Annotated in this window: 19 protein-coding genes; 16 read left to right on the top strand and 3 right to left on the bottom strand. The window is 62.3% G+C overall.

From position 1 onward, the window contains the following. Window positions 1–16 precede the first annotated feature (16 nt). From FHU29_RS21790 to FHU29_RS21745, 10 genes are all read left to right on the top strand, one after another. Complete coding sequence (locus FHU29_RS21790; RefSeq protein WP_064438732.1) at window positions 17–769, top strand: YebC/PmpR family DNA-binding transcriptional regulator; 753 nt, start codon at window positions 17–19, stop codon at window positions 767–769. Window positions 770–872: 103 nt separating this feature from the next. Next, the gene (ruvC, locus tag FHU29_RS21785) at window positions 873–1,487 is read left to right on the top strand and encodes a crossover junction endodeoxyribonuclease RuvC (RefSeq protein ID WP_064438733.1); all 615 of its coding nucleotides are present in this window, start codon (window positions 873–875) and stop codon (window positions 1,485–1,487) included. After that, entirely contained in the window at window positions 1,484–2,089 is a 606-nt protein-coding gene (gene ruvA / locus FHU29_RS21780) for a Holliday junction branch migration protein RuvA (RefSeq protein ID WP_064438734.1), read from the top strand. Before ruvC ends, ruvA begins: the two co-directional genes overlap by 4 nt. Next, window positions 2,086–3,174: a Holliday junction branch migration DNA helicase RuvB gene (gene ruvB, locus FHU29_RS21775; RefSeq protein ID WP_064438735.1), complete on the top strand. Its 1,089-nt coding sequence runs from the start codon at window positions 2,086–2,088 to the stop codon at window positions 3,172–3,174. Before ruvA ends, ruvB begins: the two co-directional genes overlap by 4 nt. A 103-nt stretch (window positions 3,175–3,277) precedes the next feature. Further along, window positions 3,278–3,670: a preprotein translocase subunit YajC gene (yajC, locus tag FHU29_RS21770; protein ID WP_064438736.1), complete on the top strand. Its 393-nt coding sequence runs from the start codon at window positions 3,278–3,280 to the stop codon at window positions 3,668–3,670. Between the two features lie 50 nt (window positions 3,671–3,720). Further along, entirely contained in the window at window positions 3,721–5,313 is a 1,593-nt protein-coding gene (secD, locus tag FHU29_RS21765) for a protein translocase subunit SecD (protein ID WP_064438737.1), read from the top strand. Beyond that, window positions 5,310–6,572, top strand: a complete 1,263-nt coding sequence (gene secF / locus FHU29_RS21760) for a protein translocase subunit SecF (RefSeq protein WP_064438738.1) — start codon at window positions 5,310–5,312, stop codon at window positions 6,570–6,572. The genes secD and secF overlap by 4 nt, the downstream gene beginning before the upstream one ends. Before the next feature lie 28 nt (window positions 6,573–6,600). Beyond that, complete coding sequence (locus FHU29_RS21755) at window positions 6,601–8,337, top strand: ABC transporter substrate-binding protein (protein WP_064438739.1); 1,737 nt, start codon at window positions 6,601–6,603, stop codon at window positions 8,335–8,337. 24 nt (window positions 8,338–8,361) lie between these two features. Then, entirely contained in the window at window positions 8,362–8,910 is a 549-nt protein-coding gene (locus tag FHU29_RS21750; protein WP_064438740.1) for an adenine phosphoribosyltransferase, read from the top strand. Window positions 8,911–9,056: 146 nt separating this feature from the next. Beyond that, window positions 9,057–11,411 carry a RelA/SpoT family protein gene (locus FHU29_RS21745; RefSeq protein WP_074390733.1) on the top strand — a complete coding sequence of 785 codons (2,355 nt, stop codon included), beginning with the start codon at window positions 9,057–9,059 and terminating at the stop codon, window positions 11,409–11,411. Window positions 11,412–11,517: 106 nt separating this feature from the next. Here FHU29_RS21745 and FHU29_RS21740 read toward each other — a convergent pair whose 3' ends face one another. Both FHU29_RS21740 and FHU29_RS21735 read right to left on the bottom strand, forming a co-directional pair. Continuing rightward, window positions 11,518–12,309 carry a peptidylprolyl isomerase gene (locus tag FHU29_RS21740; protein WP_083962097.1) on the bottom strand — a complete coding sequence of 264 codons (792 nt, stop codon included), beginning with the start codon at window positions 12,307–12,309 and terminating at the stop codon, window positions 11,518–11,520. A 7-nt stretch (window positions 12,310–12,316) separates the two neighbouring features. Next, the gene (locus tag FHU29_RS21735; RefSeq protein WP_064438742.1) at window positions 12,317–13,195 is read right to left on the bottom strand and encodes a peptidylprolyl isomerase; all 879 of its coding nucleotides are present in this window, start codon (window positions 13,193–13,195) and stop codon (window positions 12,317–12,319) included. Between the two features lie 119 nt (window positions 13,196–13,314). Between FHU29_RS21735 and FHU29_RS21730 the strand changes: the two genes are divergently transcribed. The 6 genes from FHU29_RS21730 to FHU29_RS21705 all read left to right on the top strand — a co-directional run bounded on the left by FHU29_RS21730 (window position 13,315) and on the right by FHU29_RS21705 (window position 19,639). Then, window positions 13,315–13,986, top strand: a complete 672-nt coding sequence (locus FHU29_RS21730; protein WP_064438743.1) for an MBL fold metallo-hydrolase — start codon at window positions 13,315–13,317, stop codon at window positions 13,984–13,986. Between the two features lie 24 nt (window positions 13,987–14,010). Continuing rightward, on the top strand, window positions 14,011–15,273 hold the full coding sequence (gene hisS / locus FHU29_RS21725; protein WP_064438744.1) for a histidine--tRNA ligase: 1,263 nt from the start codon (window positions 14,011–14,013) through the stop codon (window positions 15,271–15,273). Then, the gene (locus FHU29_RS21720) at window positions 15,266–15,910 is read left to right on the top strand and encodes a hypothetical protein (protein WP_064438745.1); all 645 of its coding nucleotides are present in this window, start codon (window positions 15,266–15,268) and stop codon (window positions 15,908–15,910) included. The genes hisS and FHU29_RS21720 overlap by 8 nt, the downstream gene beginning before the upstream one ends. Before the next feature lie 21 nt (window positions 15,911–15,931). Then, window positions 15,932–16,957, top strand: a complete 1,026-nt coding sequence (locus tag FHU29_RS21715) for an Rv2578c family radical SAM protein (protein ID WP_064438746.1) — start codon at window positions 15,932–15,934, stop codon at window positions 16,955–16,957. 71 nt (window positions 16,958–17,028) lie between these two features. Next, on the top strand, window positions 17,029–18,267 hold the full coding sequence (locus FHU29_RS21710) for a hypothetical protein (RefSeq protein ID WP_064438747.1): 1,239 nt from the start codon (window positions 17,029–17,031) through the stop codon (window positions 18,265–18,267). A 79-nt stretch (window positions 18,268–18,346) separates the two neighbouring features. Next, window positions 18,347–19,639: an MFS transporter gene (locus FHU29_RS21705; protein ID WP_064438748.1), complete on the top strand. Its 1,293-nt coding sequence runs from the start codon at window positions 18,347–18,349 to the stop codon at window positions 19,637–19,639. 7 nt (window positions 19,640–19,646) lie between these two features. Here the strand turns inward: FHU29_RS21705 and FHU29_RS21700 are convergent, their stop codons facing one another. Continuing rightward, entirely contained in the window at window positions 19,647–20,012 is a 366-nt protein-coding gene (locus FHU29_RS21700; protein ID WP_064438749.1) for a hypothetical protein, read from the bottom strand. Between the last annotated feature and the right edge of the window lie 224 nt (window positions 20,013–20,236).

Below are 20,236 nucleotides of genomic sequence, written 5' to 3'. Positions count from 1 at the left end.
GAAGGGATGCGCCAGGATGAGCGGCCACTCCAAATGGGCCACCACGAAGCACAAAAAGGCCGCGATCGACGCGAAGCGTGGCAAGCTGTTTGCCAAGCTGGTCAAGAACGTCGAGGTAGCCGCACGTACGGGCGGCGGTGATCCAGCTGGCAACCCTACGCTCTTCGACGCGATACAGAAGGCGAAGAAGGCGTCAGTGCCCAATGACAACATTGAGCGGGCGCGTAAACGCGGTTCCGGCGAGGAAGCCGGCGGTGCAGACTGGCAAACCATCATGTACGAAGGCTATGGTCCGAACGGCGTAGCAGTGCTGATCGAATGTCTCACAGACAACCGCAATCGCGCTGCCGGTGAAGTGCGTACCGCCATGAGCCGCAACGGTGGCAACATGGCTGACCCTGGATCTGTGGCCTACCTTTTCTCACGCAAAGGTGTTGTCGTCCTCGAGAAAGGGGACCGCACCGAAGACGATGTTCTCATGGCGGTGCTCGAGGCGGGTGCAGAGGAAGTCAACGACCTCGGTGACAGCTTCGAGGTCGTTTCAGAACCAGGGGATCTGGTTGCGGTGCGCTCCGCGCTTCAGCAAGACGCAATTGAATACGATTCGGCAGAGCTCAGTTTCCAGCCCTCCGTGAGCGTGGCCGTCGACGTCGACGGCGCCAGGAAGGTCTTCAAGCTGATCGACGCTCTTGAAGACTGCGACGACGTGCAGAACGTGTACTCGAACGTGGATGTATCAGACGAGGTGCTTGAGCAACTCGAAGAGTAACGACCCGATGTCACCCTAGGCGTTGCGTCGCGTTTTCAAGGCTGGTCTCCGATACGCTATCGAACGAATGTTCGCTAGTGGCTGGGGAAGTCGTGGAGGTGGGATGCGCGTCATGGGGGTTGACCCGGGCCTGACCCGGTGCGGCCTAGGCATCGTTGACTCCGGCAGTGGCCGGCAGGTTACGCCGATCGCAGTTGATGTCGTGCGAACCCCGCCTGACCTTGAACTGTCCGCGCGCCTGTTGCGGATTGCCACCGCGGCAGAGGAATGGATGGATCTGTACCGGCCCGCTGTTGTGGCGATCGAGCGTGTCTTTTCCCAGCACAACGTCAGTTCTGTCATGGGGACAGCGCAGGCCGGGGGAGTTGTCGCCCTGGCGGCAGCGCGACGCGGCATCCCGGTTGCGTTTCACACACCGAGTCAGGTGAAGTCGGCAGTAACCGGAAACGGGTCCGCCGGGAAGGAACAGGTCATCGCGATGGTGACCAGGATCCTCGAATTGCCCACACCGCCACGGCCCGCCGATGCGGCTGATGCACTTGCGCTGGCAATCTGTCACTGCTGGCGCGCGCCTATGCTCGACCGAATGGCACAAGCTGAGGCACTGGCGGCTGCCGCACGCAAGAAATACCAGGCCCGCCTGGCTGCAGAGCGGCGCGCCCAGAAGAAAGTCAGCCAGAAGAAAGTCAGCCATAGCAAAGCCAGGGGAACGAAATGATTGCCTCGATCCGGGGACCGGTGCTTTCTATCGGTCTCGATCACGCTGTCCTCGAAGCTGCTGGCGTGGGGTACCGCATCAACGCGACTCCGGGGACGCTGTCAACGCTGTCAAGAGGTTCGGAAGCCCGCCTGCTAACCACGATGGTGGTTCGCGAAGACTCGATGACGCTTTACGGGTTTCCTGACGAAGAATCCCGTGAGTTGTTCACTTTGCTGCAGACAGTAACCGGGGTGGGACCGCGGCTGGCCATGGCTGTGCTTGCGGTGCTCGAACCACAGTCACTGCGCGCAGCTCTGGCGGAGGGCGATGTCCGGGCACTGACCCGGGTCCCTGGGGTTGGCAAGCGGGTGGCTGAGCGGCTAGTCGTCGATCTCCGCGATAAAGTTGGGCCCATGCACACGGGTGCTTCGGATACGCCGGTCGTGGGCCCGCGAGACAGTAGCGTTGTGCGAGACCAGGTGGCTGAAGCGCTTGTCGGGCTGGGATTCAGCGCAGCGCAGGCCGAAGAGGCGACGGCAGAGGCGGCGCAGTTGCAGCCCGATGCGTCTAACTCAGCCCTGCTGCGGACCGCTCTCGCTTCCCTGGGGAAGAAGAAATGACCGCGGCAGCAGATGACCCAGATATCCCGATGTCGTCGAGTCTCGTCGAGGGCGACAATGATGTTGAAGGCAGTCTGCGCCCTAAGAGTCTCCGCGACTTTACCGGCCAGCCAAAGGTTCGGGAACAGCTAGATCTTGTCCTGTCGGGCGCGAAGCAGCGCGGGTCCGCCCCCGACCATATCTTGCTGTCTGGCCCGCCGGGCTTGGGAAAAACCAGCCTCGCGATGATCATCGCCGCTGAACTCGGGACCTCGCTGCGGCTGACCTCAGGACCGGCGCTCGAGCGCCCCGGCGATCTCGCTGCGATGCTCAGCAACCTCGTCGAAGGCGATGTTCTGTTCATTGACGAAATTCACCGAATCTCCAGGCCGGCCGAAGAAATGCTCTACCTGGCGATGGAAGACTTCAGAGTCGATGTTGTTGTCGGGAAGGGGCCAGGCGCTACGTCGATCCCGCTGGAAATCGCACCGTTCACGCTTGTCGGCGCGACAACGAGGTCCGGCGCACTGACGGGGCCGCTGCGCGATCGCTTCGGATTCACCGGGCACATGGATTTCTACGAACCGTGGGAGTTGCAGAGCATCCTCATGCGCTCGGCACGAATTCTGGGCGTCAGCCTCCAAGACGATGCGGGCGCAGAGATCGCCCGCAGGTCACGTGGCACACCACGAATCGCTAACCGGCTCCTGCGGCGGGTCCGCGATTATGCAGAGGTGCGCGCTGACGGCATTGTTTCGCTTGATGTAGCGCGTGCCGCGCTCGCGGTGTACGACGTCGATGACCTTGGCCTTGACCGACTCGACAGAGCGGTACTGCAGGCGCTGGTGCGAAGCTTCAACGGCGGACCGGTTGGTGCAGCCACCCTTGCCGTAGCGGTTGGTGAAGAGCCAGCGACGGTCGAAGAGGTGTGTGAACCATACCTAGTGCGAGCGGGTATGCTCGCGCGCACACCCCGTGGCCGTGTCGCGACGGTGACGGCGTGGGAGCATCTGGGACTTGTGCCTCCTGCCGACACCGCGATCGCGGGGATCGCGGTGCGTCAGAAGGAAGAGACAATTTCGCTTTTCGACTCTGATGACCTGTGAGCCGTGATAACTCGGCATCGGCCACTGTTGATGGCACACTGGTGTACTGGTCGGGCGAGCAGCGCCTGATCACGCATACCTCGACTCAAGGATTGACACACTGATGGAACTGCTCCTGCCGCTTCTCGTGCTCCTGCTACTCGTTCCACTGTTTCTCTCGGTGCGGCGGCAGAAGAAGGAAGTCGACCGCCAGAGGTCCCTGCAGGACGCGCTCACGATCGGTGACCGTGTCATGACCACGTCCGGCATGTACGGCGATGTCGTGGCAATAGCGGACACCACAGTCGACCTAGAAATCGCTCCAGGCGTAGTGACGACTTGGCTGCGGGTGGTGGTACGCGACATCGTGTCGGAGGACACGGACGAACTGGGTGACACCTCCGAGCAGACCGGAACTGATGATTCCTCCGCCGGCCCTGACACGGGTCTGGGTTCACCCGAGGGTAATGCGCCCGAGGGTTTCAATCAGCGAGGACCCGAACCCGGCAGGCAGTAACCCGGCACCCGTGACCGGCATGAGCCGGTCACTTTCAAGGAGAATCGTTCGTGGCATCGTCGAGTAGACGGAAATACCCTCTCCGGGTGCTGAGCGCCTTCGGAGTTCTTTTTGTACTGTGTTACACCCTGATCCTCTTCACCGGTGACCGTGGAGCGACCCCGCGCCTAGGCGTTGATCTCCAGGGCGGTACGCGTGTCGTGCTCACTGCGATCACCCCGGACGGGTCGAGGCCAAGCGAGGACGCGCTCCGACAGGCCCAGCAGATCATTTCGACCCGAATCGATGGGCTCGGTGTCGCGGGCTCCGAGGTAATTGTCGATGGCGACAACCTCGTTATCACCGTTCCCGGGCAGGACGGCGCTCAGGCGCGAACTCTCGGTGAGACCGCGCGAATGTTCGTGCGCCCGGTCATTGGATCGCAGCCTGCCCCAGATGCGCCAGGTGAAGGCGACGAGGAAGAAGGCGCTGCGGACGACGATAGTGAGCCTGTTTCGGAGGTTCTCGATCCGGACGAACTCGCCGCGCAGATAAGCGAAGCTCGTGATCTGAGGCAGAGCGACGATCCCGAGGTGCAGCAGGAGGCTCTCACCACGCACGAGTGCGCCCCGACGGACATTCTGGCCGGCAACGATCTTCCGGACCGTCCGCTCGTGACGTGCAGCAACGACGGGACGATGGTTTACCTGCTCGGTCCGGTCCTCATCGAGGGTGAAGACATCGACAGCGGCAGCGTGACTGATGGTTACAACCAGCAGCAGGCGCGCTGGGAGGTCTCGTTCCGGTTCGGCGGCGATGCTGGCCGCGACTGGGCGACATTCACGCGAGAAAACGTTGGGCAGCAGGCTGCATTTGTGCTTGACACTGCGGTGGTGAGCGCGCCCGTCATTCGGGAACCAACCCCCGCAGGCAGTGCAACCTCGATTTCCGGGAACTTCACGCAGCAGGAAGTTCGCGACCTCGCGAACCAGCTTCGCTACGGTGCGCTCCCGCTGTCGTTCGACTCATCACAGGCGGTGACGGTCTCGGCAACTCTCGGCCTTGCCTCCCTGGAGGCAGGGCTTATCGCGGGGGCAATCGCGATGGTCGCTGTGCTGCTGTACTCGCTCCTCTACTATCGCCTGCTCGGCGTCGTCGCAGCGCTTTCACTGGCGCTTGCCGGCATGATTGTCTACGGCGTTCTGGTGCTGCTAGGCAGATACGTGAACTTCACGCTGGATCTCGCTGCGATCGCTGGCTTCATCATCGGTATCGGTATGACGGCCGACTCGTTCATCGTCTTTTTCGAACGGATAAAGGACGAGATGCGGGAGGGCCGAAGTTTCCGTTCCGCGGTGGAGCGGGGCTGGCAGCGGGCCCGCCGCACAATTCTGACCGGTAATGCTGTGTCTTTCATCGCTGCGGCGATTCTGTACGCCCTCGCTGTGGGACAGGTGAAGGGTTTCGCGTTCGCGCTAGGCCTTGTCACCATTCTTGACCTGGTAGTGGTGTTCATGGTCACGTATCCGATTCTGGCCCTGGCGACCAAGTCGAAGCTCCTTTCCAACCCCCGTTTCAATGGGCTTGGTGCAATCACTCAAGTCGCACGTGAGCGTGCGGCGCTTGCGGAGGCACCGAGTGCGTCGAAGGAGGCGCAGCAATGACCAGTCCCGATGCGGCCACGTCATCGGCCCCGGTACCGCCCGGGGCGCCCCGGCCCGATGAGCTTCCACGCCACGGCTTCTTCTACGGCCTCTACACCGGTACAGGTGCGTTCAACATTGTCGGGCGCAAGAACCTTTTTTTCCTGATTGCTGGCGCAATCGTGGCCATATCGATCGCGGGGATCCTCATCCGTGGCTTCACCTTCGGCATTGATTTCGCCGGTGGAACGCGGGTTGACTTCCCTGCTGGTCAGGTAAGTGTGCAAGAAGCGGAAGAGGTCTTCACTGACACGCTGGGAATTTCTCCTACGACCTCTCAGGTCGTAGGAACAGGTGCCACCGCGTCGATCCAGATCCGGTCCGAAGCTCTTGAGGAGCCGCAGATCCAGGCCGTACAGCGGGCGTTGTTTGAGGCGTTCCAGCCGTTAGACGAAACTGGAACACCGAACATCAACGCGATCAGCGTCGCGGGAGTCAGCGAAACATGGGGCGACCAGGTCACTGAGCAGGCGATCATTGCGCTAATCGTCTTCTTCGTGATCGTATGTGGGTATATCGCGCTGCGATTCGAGTGGTACATGTCGCTTGCGGCGATGGCCGCCGTGACCTTTGACCTGACTGTAACGGCCGGGGTTTACGCGATTGTCGGTTTCGAGGTCAGCCCGGCAACCATCATCGGTTTGCTGACAATCTTGGGTTATTCGCTGTACGACACGGTCGTTGTGTTCGACAAGGTTCAGGAAAACACGCGCGGCGTTACCCAGACAACGCGGCGAACCTACGCTGAGCAGGCCAATCTCGGCGTGAACCAGACCCTGATGCGTTCCTTCAACACATCTCTTGTCAGCGTCTTGCCCATCGCATCGTTGATGATCGTGGCGGTCTGGATGCTCGGTGTGGGCACACTGAAGGATCTGGCGCTCGTGCAGCTCGTCGGTGTCCTCGTCGGAACCTACTCCTCGATCTTCTTCGCAACTCCGCTACTGGTTTGGATGAAACAGCGAACGGAAGAAATCAAAGAGCACACCAGCCGGGTGATGGAGAAGCGTGCTGAACGTACTGGTGCTCTCGCTGCAGCGACTGTGGGCACTGGCCCTGCGGTCACCGGAAATCCGGTTCCGTCCGGGGCTTCGGAAAGCGCGAGCGGAACTGTCAGTGGTGAAGAAGCGTCACCACCGGCAGAGGGCATCACTCCAGGTGGGCGCCGCGGCCGTGCCCCCAGCCCAGGAGCCCGGCCCACAGGCAAGCGGAAGCGGTGACAGATCTGTCCTGGAAGGATGGCCGGGAATGAGCGGACGGTCCAGAATGCGGTGGACGAAAGTGGGGATCGCTAGCCTTGCTGTGGCGGCGACCACGGGCAGCCTGGCGAGTTGTGCAACCTCGGATCCGCTGCGTGAAGTCACGCTCGGCTACGCCGTTGACGCGCCCATCACGACATACAACGCGAATACGGTCACTGGCGCTCTGTCTGCGGGCCCAGCCATATTTGGTCGTGTTCTCACTGGATTGAGTTATCCCGGTCCGGACGGTGCGCCGCTCGAAGACCGCGACTTCGGGACTATCGAGCAGATACCGGGCGAAGCATTCACATTCCAGGTGACGATTCGCGACGAAGCGGTCTTCTCTGACGGCGAGCCCATCACGTGTGACGACCTCGTGCTGGCATGGGCTGCGGGAAGTGGCCGTTTCACCGTGGACGATCCTGAATCAGAAGAGACGCGTCCCCTTTTTGACGCAGCCAGCGACTGGGGCTTCGCCGACATCGAGAACGTCGGGTGCGAGCCGGGGACGAAACAGGCACGCGTGGAACTGCGTGAGGGGCGCCCCTTCACAGATTGGCGGGAGCTGTTTTCCGCGACCACCGTGATGCCTGCCCATGTGGCAGGCCGTGCGGCCGACGTACCGGACATTGTTGGGGCAGTGGCCTCTGAAGATCTTGACGCACTCGGGCGGCTCGCGGAGTTCTGGAACAACGGGTGGACACTCGAGCCCGGGGAGCTGGATCTCTCCCTGTATCCCTCGTCAGGGCCGTACATGATCGAGTCGTTCTCCGAAGAGAATGGTCTGATTCTGGAGCGCAATCCGCAGTGGTGGGGCGACCCGCCAAGGACACCGAGAATTGCGGTGTGGACCGGCAGGGAGATTCGTGACGCGGTCGCTCGGGATGATGCTCATGTGGTTGATGTCGGAGCGGGATCCGTCGCGGGGCTAGACCTCGGCGGTTTCACCGAACAATTGGTGCCATCGCTGAATAACGAGCAGTTGATCTTCAACACCAGGGGCATCTTCGGCAATGTCGATGCGCGACGCGCGTTCACGGCGTGTATCCCGCGTCAGCGCATCGCTGACGACATCGTGGCGCCGCTGTATGAGGATCACGCTGATCTCAGCGAGCGGTACGGACCAGTCGCGAGTTCGCGTGTAGTTCCGGTTGGCGCGGCAGGGTACGACTTCATCGCGGGCCCCGCCCAGCAGGCCTATCTGCAGCCCGATATCGAGGCGGCGCGCGCGTTCCCGGAACTTGACGGGGCGCGTATCCGGGTCGGGTATACGGGGCCTGACCGGCGCCGCGAGGAGATCGTTTCGTTTCTCGCACGCACGTGCAGCGAAGCGGGCATCATCGTGCAAAACGTGAGTTCTCCTGCGTTCAATCCCAGCGAGGCAATACGGGCAGGCGAGGTCGACATTGTGGTTGGCGGCAGCGGTGGAATTCAGGGTCCCGGTGGACTGCGGTCTGCAGGCGCCCAGCTGGTTACCCTGCATTCGCGAAGCCCGCTCAATATCGGTGCGTTCAGCTTCGAGGCGCTGGACGGGGTTATCGCCGAACTCGCAGTTACAGGGCAGCAGGATGCCCGCTACGAGAGGCTTGCAGAGGCCGAACGAATCATGTGGGGCGAACTTCCCTCCGTACCGCTGGCCGTGCAGCCGCGCGTGACCGCCCACGACGATGCAGTTGTCGGTGTTGTTCCGAACGGGTCCAAGGCAGGTGCGGGATGGAACATGGACAAGTGGGTGCGGGAGTGAACCCATGAAGCCACGGTGCGACCGATGATTGCTGATGAGTCGGCGGCGGACTACGTCGCCCATCTCACACGCACAGTGCCGGACTTTCCTCAGCCGGGCGTGACATTCGCCGACCTCACCCCGGTTTTTGCGGATCCAGCGGGTTTGCGTGCCATCGTGAAGGGACTGGCGGAGGCGGTGGGCGCTCCAGCGACCGGCGAGGTCGATCTCGTCGCCGGTATCGACTCCCGCGGCTTCCTGCTCGGCTCCGGTGTTGCCCTGATGCTCGGCACTGGTGTGCTGGCGGTCCGCAAGGCAGGGAAGTTACCGCCTCCCGTGCACAGTCGTGAGTACACCCTCGAATACGGCAACGCTGCTCTCGAGATCCCCGCCACCGGCATAGCGTTCGAGGGGCGCCGCGTGCTCGTGATCGACGACGTTCTCGCGACGGGTGGGACGCTGTGCGCTGCCGTGGATCTACTGAGAAGCGCCGGTGCCGAGGTCGTTGCAGCTGCGGTGGTGGTCGAAATTGCGCAGCTCCGGGGCCGCGATCTTCTCGGAGGGGTACCACTGACAGCACTGTCGCTCCAGTGAGGTTTAGAGTTGCATGAGAGTGATAAGACATCGATGCGTAAGCCAGGCGCCTACGAGTGACGGCTGACGAACGCGCGGGAGGTGATCGTGTGGGTCAGGATTCCGGATCGACGCGAGCCGACATTAGCTCGGGCTCCAGCGCATCTGTGAGCGAATCACGACCGGAGCGGGACGCCAGCGTAAGCGGAGGGAGCGGTCCGTCTCCGGTTCCGCCCCCCAGCCCGGCACCACCTGTAGTAAGTGCCCCTACGTCGGCGTCACGACGCGTCCGGGCACGCCTAGCGCGGCGCATGACCGCAGGCCGAAGCGTGGGAGTGAAGCCAGTACTCGAGCCGCTGGTCGCGATTCACCGTGAGTTTTACCCGAAAGCCCCGCTGGCCACATTGCAGCGCGCCTACGACGTCGCTGAGTCGAAACATTCCGAGCAGGTCCGTAAGTCTGGCGATCCGTACATCACGCATCCGCTCGCCGTGGCGTCCATTCTTGCCGAACTCGGCATGGACACCACGACTCTCATAGCGGCGCTCCTGCACGACACCGTCGAAGATACGGGTTACAGCCTCGAACAATTGCGTGAGGACTTCGGTGAGGAAGTCGCGCACCTCGTTGACGGCGTCACCAAGCTTGACAAAGTCGTGCTCGGTTCTGCGGCAGAGGCAGAAACGATTCGGAAAATGATCATCGCGATGGCGCGTGATCCTCGTGTGCTCGTCATCAAGGTCGCTGACCGGTTGCACAACATGCGAACAATGCGATTCCTGCCGCCGGAGAAGCAGGCGCGAAAGGCTCGGGAGACCCTCGAAGTGATCGCTCCGCTGGCACACCGGCTTGGTATGGCCACCGTGAAGTGGGAACTCGAGGACCTCGCGTTCGCGATCTTGCATCCGAAGCGTTATGAGGAGATCGTCCGGCTGGTTGCTGATCGCGCACCGTCCCGCGATATTTACCTGGAGAAGGTACGCAAGCAGATCGACGACGCATTATCTGCGGCCAAACTCAACGCGGTTGTCGAAGGCCGTCCCAAGCACTACTGGTCGATCTATCAGAAAATGATCGTCAAAGGTAAGGACTTCGACGAGATTCACGATCTCGTCGGAATTCGGGTGCTCTGCGATGAGGTACGCGGATGCTATGCGGCCGTCGGCGTTGTCCATTCGCTCTGGCAGCCGATGGCTCAGCGATTCAAGGATTACATCGCCCAGCCGAGATATGGGGTGTATCAGTCGCTGCACACCACGGTCGTCGGCCCCGAGGGTAAGCCGCTCGAGGTGCAGATCCGGACGCACGAGATGCACCGCACGGCGGAGTACGGAATCGCTGCGCACTGGCGGTATAAGGAGACTAAAGGGAAGCATTCGAACGATGCCACCGAGGTAGACGACATCGCCTGGATGCGGCAGCTCCTCGACTGGCAGCGGGAAGCAGCGGACCCGGGGGAGTTCCTGGAATCGCTGCGCTACGATCTCGCGCTCAAGGAGATCTTCGTGTTCACCCCGAAGGGCGATGTCGTCACCTTGCCTGTCGGGTCTACGCCTGTGGATTTCGCGTACGCGGTGCATACGGAGGTCGGGCATCGGTGTATCGGTGCGCGTGTGAACGGACGGCTTGTGCCGCTCGAGCGCAATCTCGACAACGGCGAGGTAGTCGAGATCTTCACCTCGAAAGCTGAGAATGCCGGTCCGAGTCGCGACTGGCAGACGTTCGTCGTCTCACCACGCGCGAAGACGAAAATTCGGCAGTGGTTCGCGAAGGAACGTCGCGAAGAGGCACTCGAAGCGGGCAAAGATGCCATCGCGAAAGAAGTGCGTCGCAGCGGCCTTCCGTTGCAGCGGATTCTGAGCGGCGATCTGATGGCCGCGACGGCGCGGGAGCTGCGGTATCAGGATGTCGACGCGCTGTATGCGGCGGTCGGCGAACATCATGTTTCCGCGCAGCACGTCGTGCAGCGTCTGGTCGCGCAATTCGGTGGCGTCGACGACGCGGAGGAGGAACTTGCTGAGCGAGCAACTCCGTCGTCAACGCCGAAGCGGCATCGGAGGACAGCCGGCGATGTTGGCGTTGAGGTGCCTGGAGCGACGGGCATCCTTGTCAAGCTGGCGAAGTGCTGCACTCCTGTTCCCGGCGACGACATCATGGGGTTTGTTACCCGCGGCGGCGGTGTCAGTGTGCATCGGACCGACTGCACGAACGCGTCGTCATTGCGCACTGAGTCCGAGCGGCTGATCGACGTCCGCTGGGCGCCTTCACCACATTCGATGTTCCTGGTGGCAATCCAGATTGAAGCGCTCGACCGTCACCGCCTGCTTTCTGATGTCACCAAAGCTCTCGCTGACGAGAAGGTGAACATCTTGTCGGCGTCGGTGACAACGTCTGGCGACCGCGTCGCGATCAGCCGGTTTACGTTCGAAATGGGTGACCCGAAGCACCTGGGCCATGTTTTGAACGTGGTCCGGAATGTCGAGGGCGTATACGACGTCTACCGCGTCACGTCAGCAACCTAAGCACCGGTGGCACCGGTGGCACCGGTGGCACCGGTGGCGAGAAGAAGGAGTTGTTGTTCGCGACCGATGCCGCTACCAACTACATTTCTATCGCTGGGAGCCAGGCTCACGAGCCGATCTGGATGCTCATAATCTGCACGGTCTGCCGCGGCGCCCCCTGATGCTCAGGAGTTGTTCCCTCGGCAGCGATGTCTTCGATGAGTGAGAGACCGTCATCAACTGTGCCGAAGACGGTGTAAACAGGCGGGAGCGGTGAGTCGTCGTAGACGATGAAGAACTGGCTGCCGTTGTTGCCTGTGCCCTGATCTCGCATCGCCACCGTGCCGCGTGGATAGACAGTGGTGACCTCCGCTTCGCCGCTGTCTGCGGCGAGCTGGTCGGTGGGGAACTCGTTGGCGAACGCATACCCCGGCCCACCGGTGCCAGTTCCGGTCGGGTCCCCGCACTGCAGCGTGAAGATTCCGCGTGTGGTCAGCCGATGGCAGATAGTGCTCGTGAAATAGTCCTGCTCGGCCAGGCTGACAAAGCTATTGACTGCGCACGGGGACTTGGCGCGGTCGAGCGACAGTTCGACCACGCCCTCGCGAAGCTCGATCCTTGCGCTGATAACTCCGGTAGCGGGAATCGCAGAATCGGGCGGAAGCGAGACCGGCCGCGCTGAGTTCCCGGCGCGATCGTAGGTGCAGTCCACTCGCTCAGGAAGTTGATCTGTGCGAGGGCCGCTGACATCGAACGGTTCAGCATCGAGATTGGCAGTCTCGTTGGCAGGCGCCTCTCCCGCGAAGGGGCTAGCGGGCACGCCGGTGGCATCAGCATTGTCGCTGTCGTCGCCTGAGCACGCGGTCAGCAGCAACGCTGGAGCCACGATGGCGGCGGCCACTCGACGTGCTCGCTTCATGGTGTGCTCATCCTCTTACGGTCACTGTTGCGATGTCGGCGGGGTTGTTGGGCGGACCATCGTTGCCTGGCGCACCACCCTCCGCGACTTCGTCGATAACGCGCAAGCCTTCGTCGTCGATCGTGCCGAAAACGTTGTAGGCAGGAGGCAGCGGTGACTCGTCGTAGACGAGGAAGAACTGGCTGCCGTTCGTGCCGGGTCCCGCGTTGGCCATCGCCACGGTACCCCGGGCGTAAACCGTCTGCGCGTACATGATCTCTTCTGGGGACTCGTACTGGTCGGCGGGGAACTCGTCGGCGAAGCTGTATCCGGGCCCTCCAGCGCCGGATGCGGATGGGTCCCCGCACTGCAGTACGAAGATCCCGCCCGTGGTCAGGCGATGGCACTCGGTGTCGTTGTAGTACCCCTGTTCGGCGAGGCTCACGAAGCTGTTGACGGTGCACGGCGACTTCGCACGGTCAAGTGTGAGCGTGACTGGGCCACCACTCATCTCCAGGGTGACATCAACAGTGCCCTCGGTGGGAACGTCGCTCGCGGGTGGCAGCTCGGCCTCCCGCGCCGCCTCCATGGGGGATTCAGCGTAATCGCAGTCAACGGTAGGAGGTAGCGCCTCAGACCGCGCTTCGGGCAGCGGCTCGGGTTCGGGTGCTTCGAACGGGTCCTGTTCGTCGGTGAGATTGGTGATCTCATCCTCTGCCGCAACGTCGGCGTCATCGCCGCGTGTAACAGCGAAGACCGCGACTGCAGCGCCCGCAACGAGTACGACACCTCCAACTGCCGCGGCGATGGTGAGTTGTTTTCTTCGCCGATCGTGCTCAGCGCGTTCCTTCAGCTGGCGCTCGAGCTTCTGCTTGGCGGCCTCTCTGCGCTCCTGGTTCGACGACACCGACGCATAACCTCCCTCATAGGCGGAATTACCGCTTGACAGGCTAGCCGCCTACCCTGAGAAGTCAGACCAACCGGGCCCAAAAGGTCTATGGATGCAGCAAAAGCTAGGAGTGGCGTGTGCGTGTGATGGGTTTCCCCGCCGGGATGTTCCAGACGAACTGTTATGTGGTCGCGCTCGACGACAAAGCCGAGTGCGTCGTCATCGATCCTGGCCAAGAGGCTTTGGAGCCACTGAAGCAGGTTTTTTCGCAACACTCGTGCGAACCTGTGGCTGTCTTGCTCACGCATGGACATCTTGATCACACATGGACCGCTCAGCCTCTGTGCGACGAGTATGGCATTCCGGCGTTCATTCATCCCGACGACCGTGAAATGCTGGCCACGCCGTCGGTTGGTCTCGGGCCGCAGCTCAGTGGATTCGTGCAAGATTCGGATTTCACAGAGCCGGGCACGGTGAAGGATCTCACTGACGGTGAGAAGATCGAGCTTGCCGGCATTGAGTTCGCGATTGACCACACGCCGGGGCATACTCGCGGTTCGGTAGTGGCGCGCGTGCAGGTGGAGACTGGGGAGGGTTCGCGACAGATCGCGTTCACGGGTGACACCCTTTTTGCCGGCTCGGTTGGCAGGTCCGACTTGCCCGGCGGCAGCCATGAGCAGCTTCTGGCGTCGATCGCGGATAAACTTCTGCCGCTAGGTGACGACACTATGATCCTGCCTGGGCACGGCGACACCTCGACCATTGGCCGTGAACGGGCTGCCAACCCGTTCTTACAGGACATCCGGTAGCAGCAGAAAGTCGAACGAGCGAACGTGACAACAAGATTCTCCGCCCCTAAAGGGGTGCCTGACTACGTGCCGCCCGCATCAGCGGAATTCCTTGCGGTACGCGACGGGTTGCTCCGCACTGCGAGACTTGCCGGGTACGGGCATATAGAACTCCCGATTTTCGAAGATACCGCGCTGTTTGCGCGCGGTGTGGGGGAGTCCACGGATGTGGTGTCGAAGGAGATGTACACCTTTGCTGACCGTGGCGACAGATCCGTGACGCTGCGGCCGGAGGGCACCGCCGGAGTGATGCGCGCGGTAATCGAACATGGACTCGACCGCGGTCAGCTTCCCGTGAAGCTGAGCTACGCGGGTCCGTTCTTCCGGTATGAGCGTCCTCAGGCAGGGCGATACCGCCAGCTTCAGCAGGTCGGCATCGAGGCGATAGGCGTGGATGACCCTGCACTTGACGCTGAGGTGATTGCAATCGCCGACCAGGGTTTCCGCAGTCTGGGACTGACGGGGTTCCGGCTCGAACTGACCTCTCTTGGAGATGACACGTGCCGCCCTCAGTACCGTGAACGCCTCCAGGAGTTCCTTTTCGGGCTTGATCTCGACGAGGAGACTCGTGAACGAGCCCGCCTGAATCCGTTGCGTGTCCTTGATGACAAGCGGCCGCACGTCAAAGAAATGACGGCTGGGGCCCCGCTCATGCTGGATTACCTCTCGGATAGCGCCAAGGCTCATTTCGATGAGGTTCTCGGCCATCTTGACCGGCTGGGTGTGGAGTACGTAATCAACCCGAGGATGGTCCGCGGCCTCGACTACTACACGAAGACGACGTTCGAATTCGTTCACGATGGGCTGGGATCGCAGTCCGGAATCGGCGGCGGCGGGCGCTACGACGGGTTGATGGCGGAACTCGGCGGACAAGCACTCTCCGGCATCGGGTTCGGTATTGGTGTCGACCGGACGGTCCTCGCGCTGGGGGCAGAGAACGTTACGGCGGCCACCCTTTCGCGGTGTGAGGTGTACGGCGTGCCTCTCGGGCAGGCGGCCCGCGAACGCATGGTCGTCCTCGCCCATGAACTGCGTGCCGCCGGTATCGCGGTCGACATCGCGTACGGCGGGCGAGGGCTCAAGGGCTCGATGAAAGCCGCAGACAAATCCGGCGCACGCGTCGCGCTTGTTCTGGGTGATCGTGACCTCGCTGAGGGTGTGGTCGGGCTCAAAGATCTCCGCACGGGTGAACAGCGGCCGATCCCGCTCACCGCGGTGGGCGACGAGGTGGTGGCGACCCGTGAGTGACCGGCCAGAACAAACTCAGCCACCCATTGCGCTGGATCTAGTACGTCGCGATGTTGTTGTGCCGAAACTGCGGCGCGTCGCGATGGTCTGTTTCAGCGTCGGCATCGTGGTGGCGCTGCTCGTCTCACTCATGACTGAAACATGGATTGCTGTCCTTGTAGGCGTGGGAATCGGCGGACCGCCAGGCTTGGGTGCGCTGCTCGCGGCCCGCCGGGCTTGCTGGCTGGATGGCCGCACCGTCTATTCTCGCAGCGTCACGACAAAGGGAGTGGAGACTGGGGGGCTTCAGCGCGCGGAGCTGACAGTGCAGCCGGGGCGCTTTCGGCAGGTCCACTTGGCTTTGCAGGATCGTCAGACCACTGTCACGGTGCTGCTCGCGCTTTACGGATCCGACCGGGGAGCTGAACTCGATGTGATGGCGATGCGCCGTCTCGCTGACGTCCTTGCGATGAGTGAATCGATCAACGCTGCCACCGTATCGCGGGTACTTGTCGAACACCTCCGAGCAGAAGCACGCGGTGCGGGACTTACCGAGCGCCCTTTGTATCGTGCGGTTAACCGCGCTGAGCAGCATGCGAAGAGCGGCAGAGTTGCGCTCACAGAGGACGATCTGGTCAGCCTTCTTGACACCGAGTAGAACGCATGTTCGAATCGGCGGATGAGGTGGGATGCTCAGTCGGTGGCAGTTGACGACGGTGCGCTGCCTGGGCTGACACGGGCTGGTTTGGTGCGCAGTATCCGGTCACCAGAGTTCGACGGTGTGACGTTCCATGAGGTCTTGTGTAAGTCCGCGCTCAACCGGGTCCCAGCGGAATCGGCAATGCCATTTCGCTGGACGGTTAACCCCACACGTGGCTGCACACATCAGTGCAAGTACTGCTTCGCGCGGCCGACGCACGAGTATCTCGATCTCAGTGCAGGCAGCGATTTCGATAGTGAGATCGTCGTCAAGACGAACATCGTGCCAGTTTTGCGGCGAGAACTCCGGCGAGCGTCGTGGCGGCGTGAAAACGTAGCACTCGGGACGAACACCGACCCCTATCAGCGAGCCGAAGGCCGGTACAAGCTGATGCCGGGGATTATCTCTGCCCTGGCCGAGTCCGGGACTCCGTTCTCTGTGCTGACGAAGGGCACGCTACTGCGCCGTGACCTGCCGCTACTGACCGCCGTTTCGCGGCATGTTGATGTCAGCCTCGGGGTGTCATTGGCAATGATGGACGAGGACCTGCAGCAATCAGTGGAGCCGGGCACCCCCACACCACGTGCGCGACTCTCCCTGATCCGGGCGATTCGTGAGGCAGGTATGCCGTGTGGCGTGATGATCGCTCCCGTGATTCCGTATCTGACTGATTCGGCGCAGCAACTCGATGACCTGCTCGGCGCCTTGTCTGAAGCGGGAGCGACGAAAGTCACCGTTCTTCCCATGCACCTGCGGGGGAGTACGCGGGATGTGTTCATGAATTGGCTCGGCGAACATCACCCAGCGCTGATCCGAAGGTATCGCGCGGTATACGGGCGTGGCGCCTACGCCAGTACCGCCTACCAGGAGTGGCTGCGTGCGCGCGTCGCACCCCTCGTACGGAAGCATCGCCTCGGGGCGAAGAGATCATCCGCCGATGACGGGCCGCGCGCCGGCGATAATCAGCGATTGGCGGCTCCCTTACCGGCTTTGACCTTGTTTTGACGTCACCTCAGGGAAGTCCGATTCTTACCCGAACGTCGACCCGGCATACGTGAGTGGGGCATGATCGACTTATGGGGCGCGCGGACGCGCTCAAGCACGTTGTCGCTGAGCGCAAGGATGCGGTACTCCGGCGGTCACTCGAGGTAGTGTCCGGCCCGGAAGGCTATCTCGTGTCCGGCCGGGAATCCGAAGTTGAGGGCTTCACTAGCAGGGTAATTGGTGAATCGCTGGGCGCTGCCTCCGCTGTCGCAGTCCCAGCCCGTCTGCTGCCTGCCGTCACAGGCTCAAGGCCCCTGGCCAGGCGGACAGCTGTGTTCGTCAAAGTTGCTCCGGATGCGCGCGAGGTACTGGCTGCGCGTGGAGTGCTTCCCTCAGGCAGCGGAATCTTCCGGACAGCGATTAAAGGTGCCAATGCGATCCGGTCCGCGCATCTGCACTGGGTGGCGTCGATGCTGAGCCCTAAAAGCGTCCTCAGTGCGCAGCTGATCTATTCGCTGATGTCGCTGCGGACGGCCGTGCGGGACACCGAAAGCGCGGTGGAGCGGGTGGGGAGCGCAGCGGACAGTGTCCTCGCGCTCGCGCAGGCCTCACGCGCCGGTGACGTCATTGGTCACCATCGCAGTTTGTGTCGCCTCCTGGATACGGTGGACGAGTCAGGAGTGCTCGCATCGGCTGACTGGGAGGCTATGGCCCCGCTGGGGCCGATGCTGGAAGTCACGGTGGAACGACTCCGTGCTCATGCGAGCCGAACTCTGGATTCGGTTCCCGGTGATGCGCCGGTTTCGACTCGCGCCCGGCACCTCGGCGCCGCGGCCGTCGAGAATCGGCTGGGCGAAACACTCCAGCTTCTCGCTGTGGCTGAAGAATCTGTGTATGTGTGGCAGCAGTTGCGCACGGAACGAGTGCGGGCGGACGAACCTCAGCACCTGGAACCGATCCTGAAGTCGGTGCAGCAACAGTTGCAAGAGCACAGAGATCGGGACAGCGATGTCGTGCGAGCGATCAGGGAGCAGCTCGCGGGTGCCGGTGCAATCAGGATGCGCGATGTGCCGAGGTGGGGAGCGGCCGCCAAACTCCGGAAAGCCGTATCAGGATTGCGTGATGATCTTGACCATTTCGCGCAGGCGCGTGAAGGGCAGCTCGCTGGCTGGCTCGAAGATGACGCCCCCGACCGTCCCGCCGCGCTCGGGGAAGTGCGTCGGCGTGCCGCTGGTGCGGGCCGCGTCGCGCGCTCGACGCTCGGCAGCGTAGGCAGCCAGGTGTCTGCCATCTCACACATACGGGGCCGGTCCGCGCGTCCCACTACGTGACGCGCGTTGTGCGGAATCGTTCGACAACCACCATGATTATCTGTGTGGTCAACGATTCTCTAGCCCTCCGGGAAGTCTGGTGAGCCCCGCCTTTCTTCGCTCACCTTTGGTCGTTTGGGGCGCTGGCCTGATCGCGTACGTCGTGGCCGTGCTGAACCGCACGTCATTGGGAGTCGCTGGACTCGAAGCGACGCAGCGCTACGAAATCACCGCAGGGATTCTCTCGTCGTTTGTTGTCCTGCAGGTCGTCGTTTACGCGGCGATGCAAATACCCTCTGGGGTCCTGCTCGACCGGTACGGCTCACGGATCATGATCACGACGGGGGCCGTGATCATGGGAGCCGGTCAAGTCCTGCTCGCGCTCAGCACCGATCTCGAATGGGCCATCTTTGCTCGCGTACTCGTGGGGCTTGGCGATGCGCTCATTTTCATCGCCGTCATCAGGCTCATTCCGCAATGGTTTCCAAGTCGCCAGGTTCCAGTAGTAACTCAGCTCACGGGCATTCTCGGCCAAAGTGGCCAGGTGCTCTCCGCGGTACCGCTGCTCCTGTTGTTGCGCGGACCGGGCTGGCTCGCCGCGTACCTGTCGGTTGCCGCGTTGTCCGTGCTGGTGGCGATTCTCGCTTTGCTGATCGTGCGCAACGATCCGCTTGGCCGGGAAGTGACGAGCAGGGCGTCCTCACTCCGGGAGACCGGCCAGACGATTCTGTCGGTATGGCGCCAGCCGGGCACGCGCCTCGGGTTTTATGCGCACATGGGAACGTCGTTCTCCGGCAACGTTTTCGTGCTGCTGTGGGGGTTCCCATTTCTCGTCACCGCCCAGGAACTCAGCGAACCTGCGGCAAGCGTGCTGCTCACGGTCTTCGTGGTCGCGACGATCGCCATCGGTCCAGTGGTCGGTGCACTTACGGCGCGGCATCCGCTGCGCCGATCGTGGCTGGTGATCGCGATAATCGGTGTCAACGTCGTCATGTGGACTCTCGTGCTGCTCGTCCCGTGGCCGGCGCCGTACTGGCTGATCCTGTTGCTGGTGATCGCGATGGCCGCGGGCGGTCCCGGCTCGATCATCGGTTTCGACTATGCGCGCACGTTCAACGATCCGCGCAAGCTCGGTGTCGCTCAGGGCATGGTCAATCAGGGCGGATTCGCTGGCACCCTCATTACAGTGGGTGCGGTCGGTCTCGTGCTCACGCTGTTCGGTGAATTCTCCGCTGATGCCTTCCGTGCCGCCTGGCTAGTCCAGTACCCGATCTGGATGGTCGCGATAATAGGCGTGCTGGCAACTCGACGAAAAGCGCGCCGGGATCTCGCTGCGCAGGGGGTCGTGCCCAGGCGTATCCGGGACGTTTTGCGCCGGAGATCGAGGTCGTGAGCGGCGGCTATGCGGCCGCACCGCGGTGTGCCTCGGATGTGTTGCGGCGCAGGCTGCTGAGCATCTGCCTGCTCTGGGTTGCCCACTGCTGGGTAGTTTCCGCCGCCCGGGTTATAAGTGGGACAGCTATCCAGTCGAGGTCACCCGAGAAGACGTACTGGGTGGCTAGATCGTCGCTGAAGTAGTACTTGAGTCCGGACGGATAGACGCGCTGCGGGCCGTGGACCACGATGATCCGCGAGCCGTACTTGCCCCAGTAGGTGGCGAAAGGCGCATCGAGTGGATCGAGACGCTGCCCAAGCCACTGTGTGGCGAAGGTCTCCGCGTGGAGTGGCGCGCTGCTTAGCGCCCGCCGCACAAAGTCATGCGGCATCCGAAGTGCGCTACATAGCGTATTGAACCTCACCGTCGCCATAGTTCCCCCTTTGCCCGAGGCCTGACGGTGGCTTATGGCTGCCGCCGGGCCCGTGCTGCTGGACCATAAATTCCAGCTTCCCCTATTCGGATCTATTGATCAATTATATTCCAGATGAAAGGACCCGCGCCGTGGCCGCCACCGGATCTCAGCCACGTATTGAGTGAATGTAAGTCAAAGGG

The sequence above is a fragment of the Hoyosella altamirensis genome, assembly GCF_014191505.1.
In the GTDB taxonomy this organism is placed as follows: Bacteria; Actinomycetota; Actinomycetes; order Mycobacteriales; family Mycobacteriaceae; genus Hoyosella; species Hoyosella altamirensis.
Note: the sequence above shows the minus strand (reverse complement) of the source record. Positions and strands in the feature narration are given on the sequence as shown.

What these genes read in the sequence shown, in the direction of transcription:
- FHU29_RS21790 (WP_064438732.1), top strand. Translation starts at nt 17, where the DNA reads ATGAGCGGCCACTCCAAATGGGCCACCACGAAGCACAAAAAGGCCGCG.
- FHU29_RS21755 (WP_064438739.1), top strand. Translation starts at nt 6,601, where the DNA reads ATGAGCGGACGGTCCAGAATGCGGTGGACGAAAGTGGGGATCGCTAGC.
- FHU29_RS21715 (WP_064438746.1), top strand. Translation starts at nt 15,932, where the DNA reads ATGAGGTGGGATGCTCAGTCGGTGGCAGTTGACGACGGTGCGCTGCCT.
- ruvB (WP_064438735.1), top strand. Translation starts at nt 2,086, where the DNA reads ATGACCGCGGCAGCAGATGACCCAGATATCCCGATGTCGTCGAGTCTC.
- ruvA (WP_064438734.1), top strand. Translation starts at nt 1,484, where the DNA reads ATGATTGCCTCGATCCGGGGACCGGTGCTTTCTATCGGTCTCGATCAC.
- secF (WP_064438738.1), top strand. Translation starts at nt 5,310, where the DNA reads ATGACCAGTCCCGATGCGGCCACGTCATCGGCCCCGGTACCGCCCGGG.
- FHU29_RS21710 (WP_064438747.1), top strand. Translation starts at nt 17,029, where the DNA reads ATGGGGCGCGCGGACGCGCTCAAGCACGTTGTCGCTGAGCGCAAGGAT.
- FHU29_RS21750 (WP_064438740.1), top strand. Translation starts at nt 8,362, where the DNA reads ATGATTGCTGATGAGTCGGCGGCGGACTACGTCGCCCATCTCACACGC.
- ruvC (WP_064438733.1), top strand. Translation starts at nt 873, where the DNA reads ATGCGCGTCATGGGGGTTGACCCGGGCCTGACCCGGTGCGGCCTAGGC.
- FHU29_RS21740 (WP_083962097.1), bottom strand. Translation starts at nt 12,309, where the DNA reads ATGAAGCGAGCACGTCGAGTGGCCGCCGCCATCGTGGCTCCAGCGTTG.
- yajC (WP_064438736.1), top strand. Translation starts at nt 3,278, where the DNA reads ATGGAACTGCTCCTGCCGCTTCTCGTGCTCCTGCTACTCGTTCCACTG.
- FHU29_RS21700 (WP_064438749.1), bottom strand. Translation starts at nt 20,012, where the DNA reads ATGCCGCATGACTTTGTGCGGCGGGCGCTAAGCAGCGCGCCACTCCAC.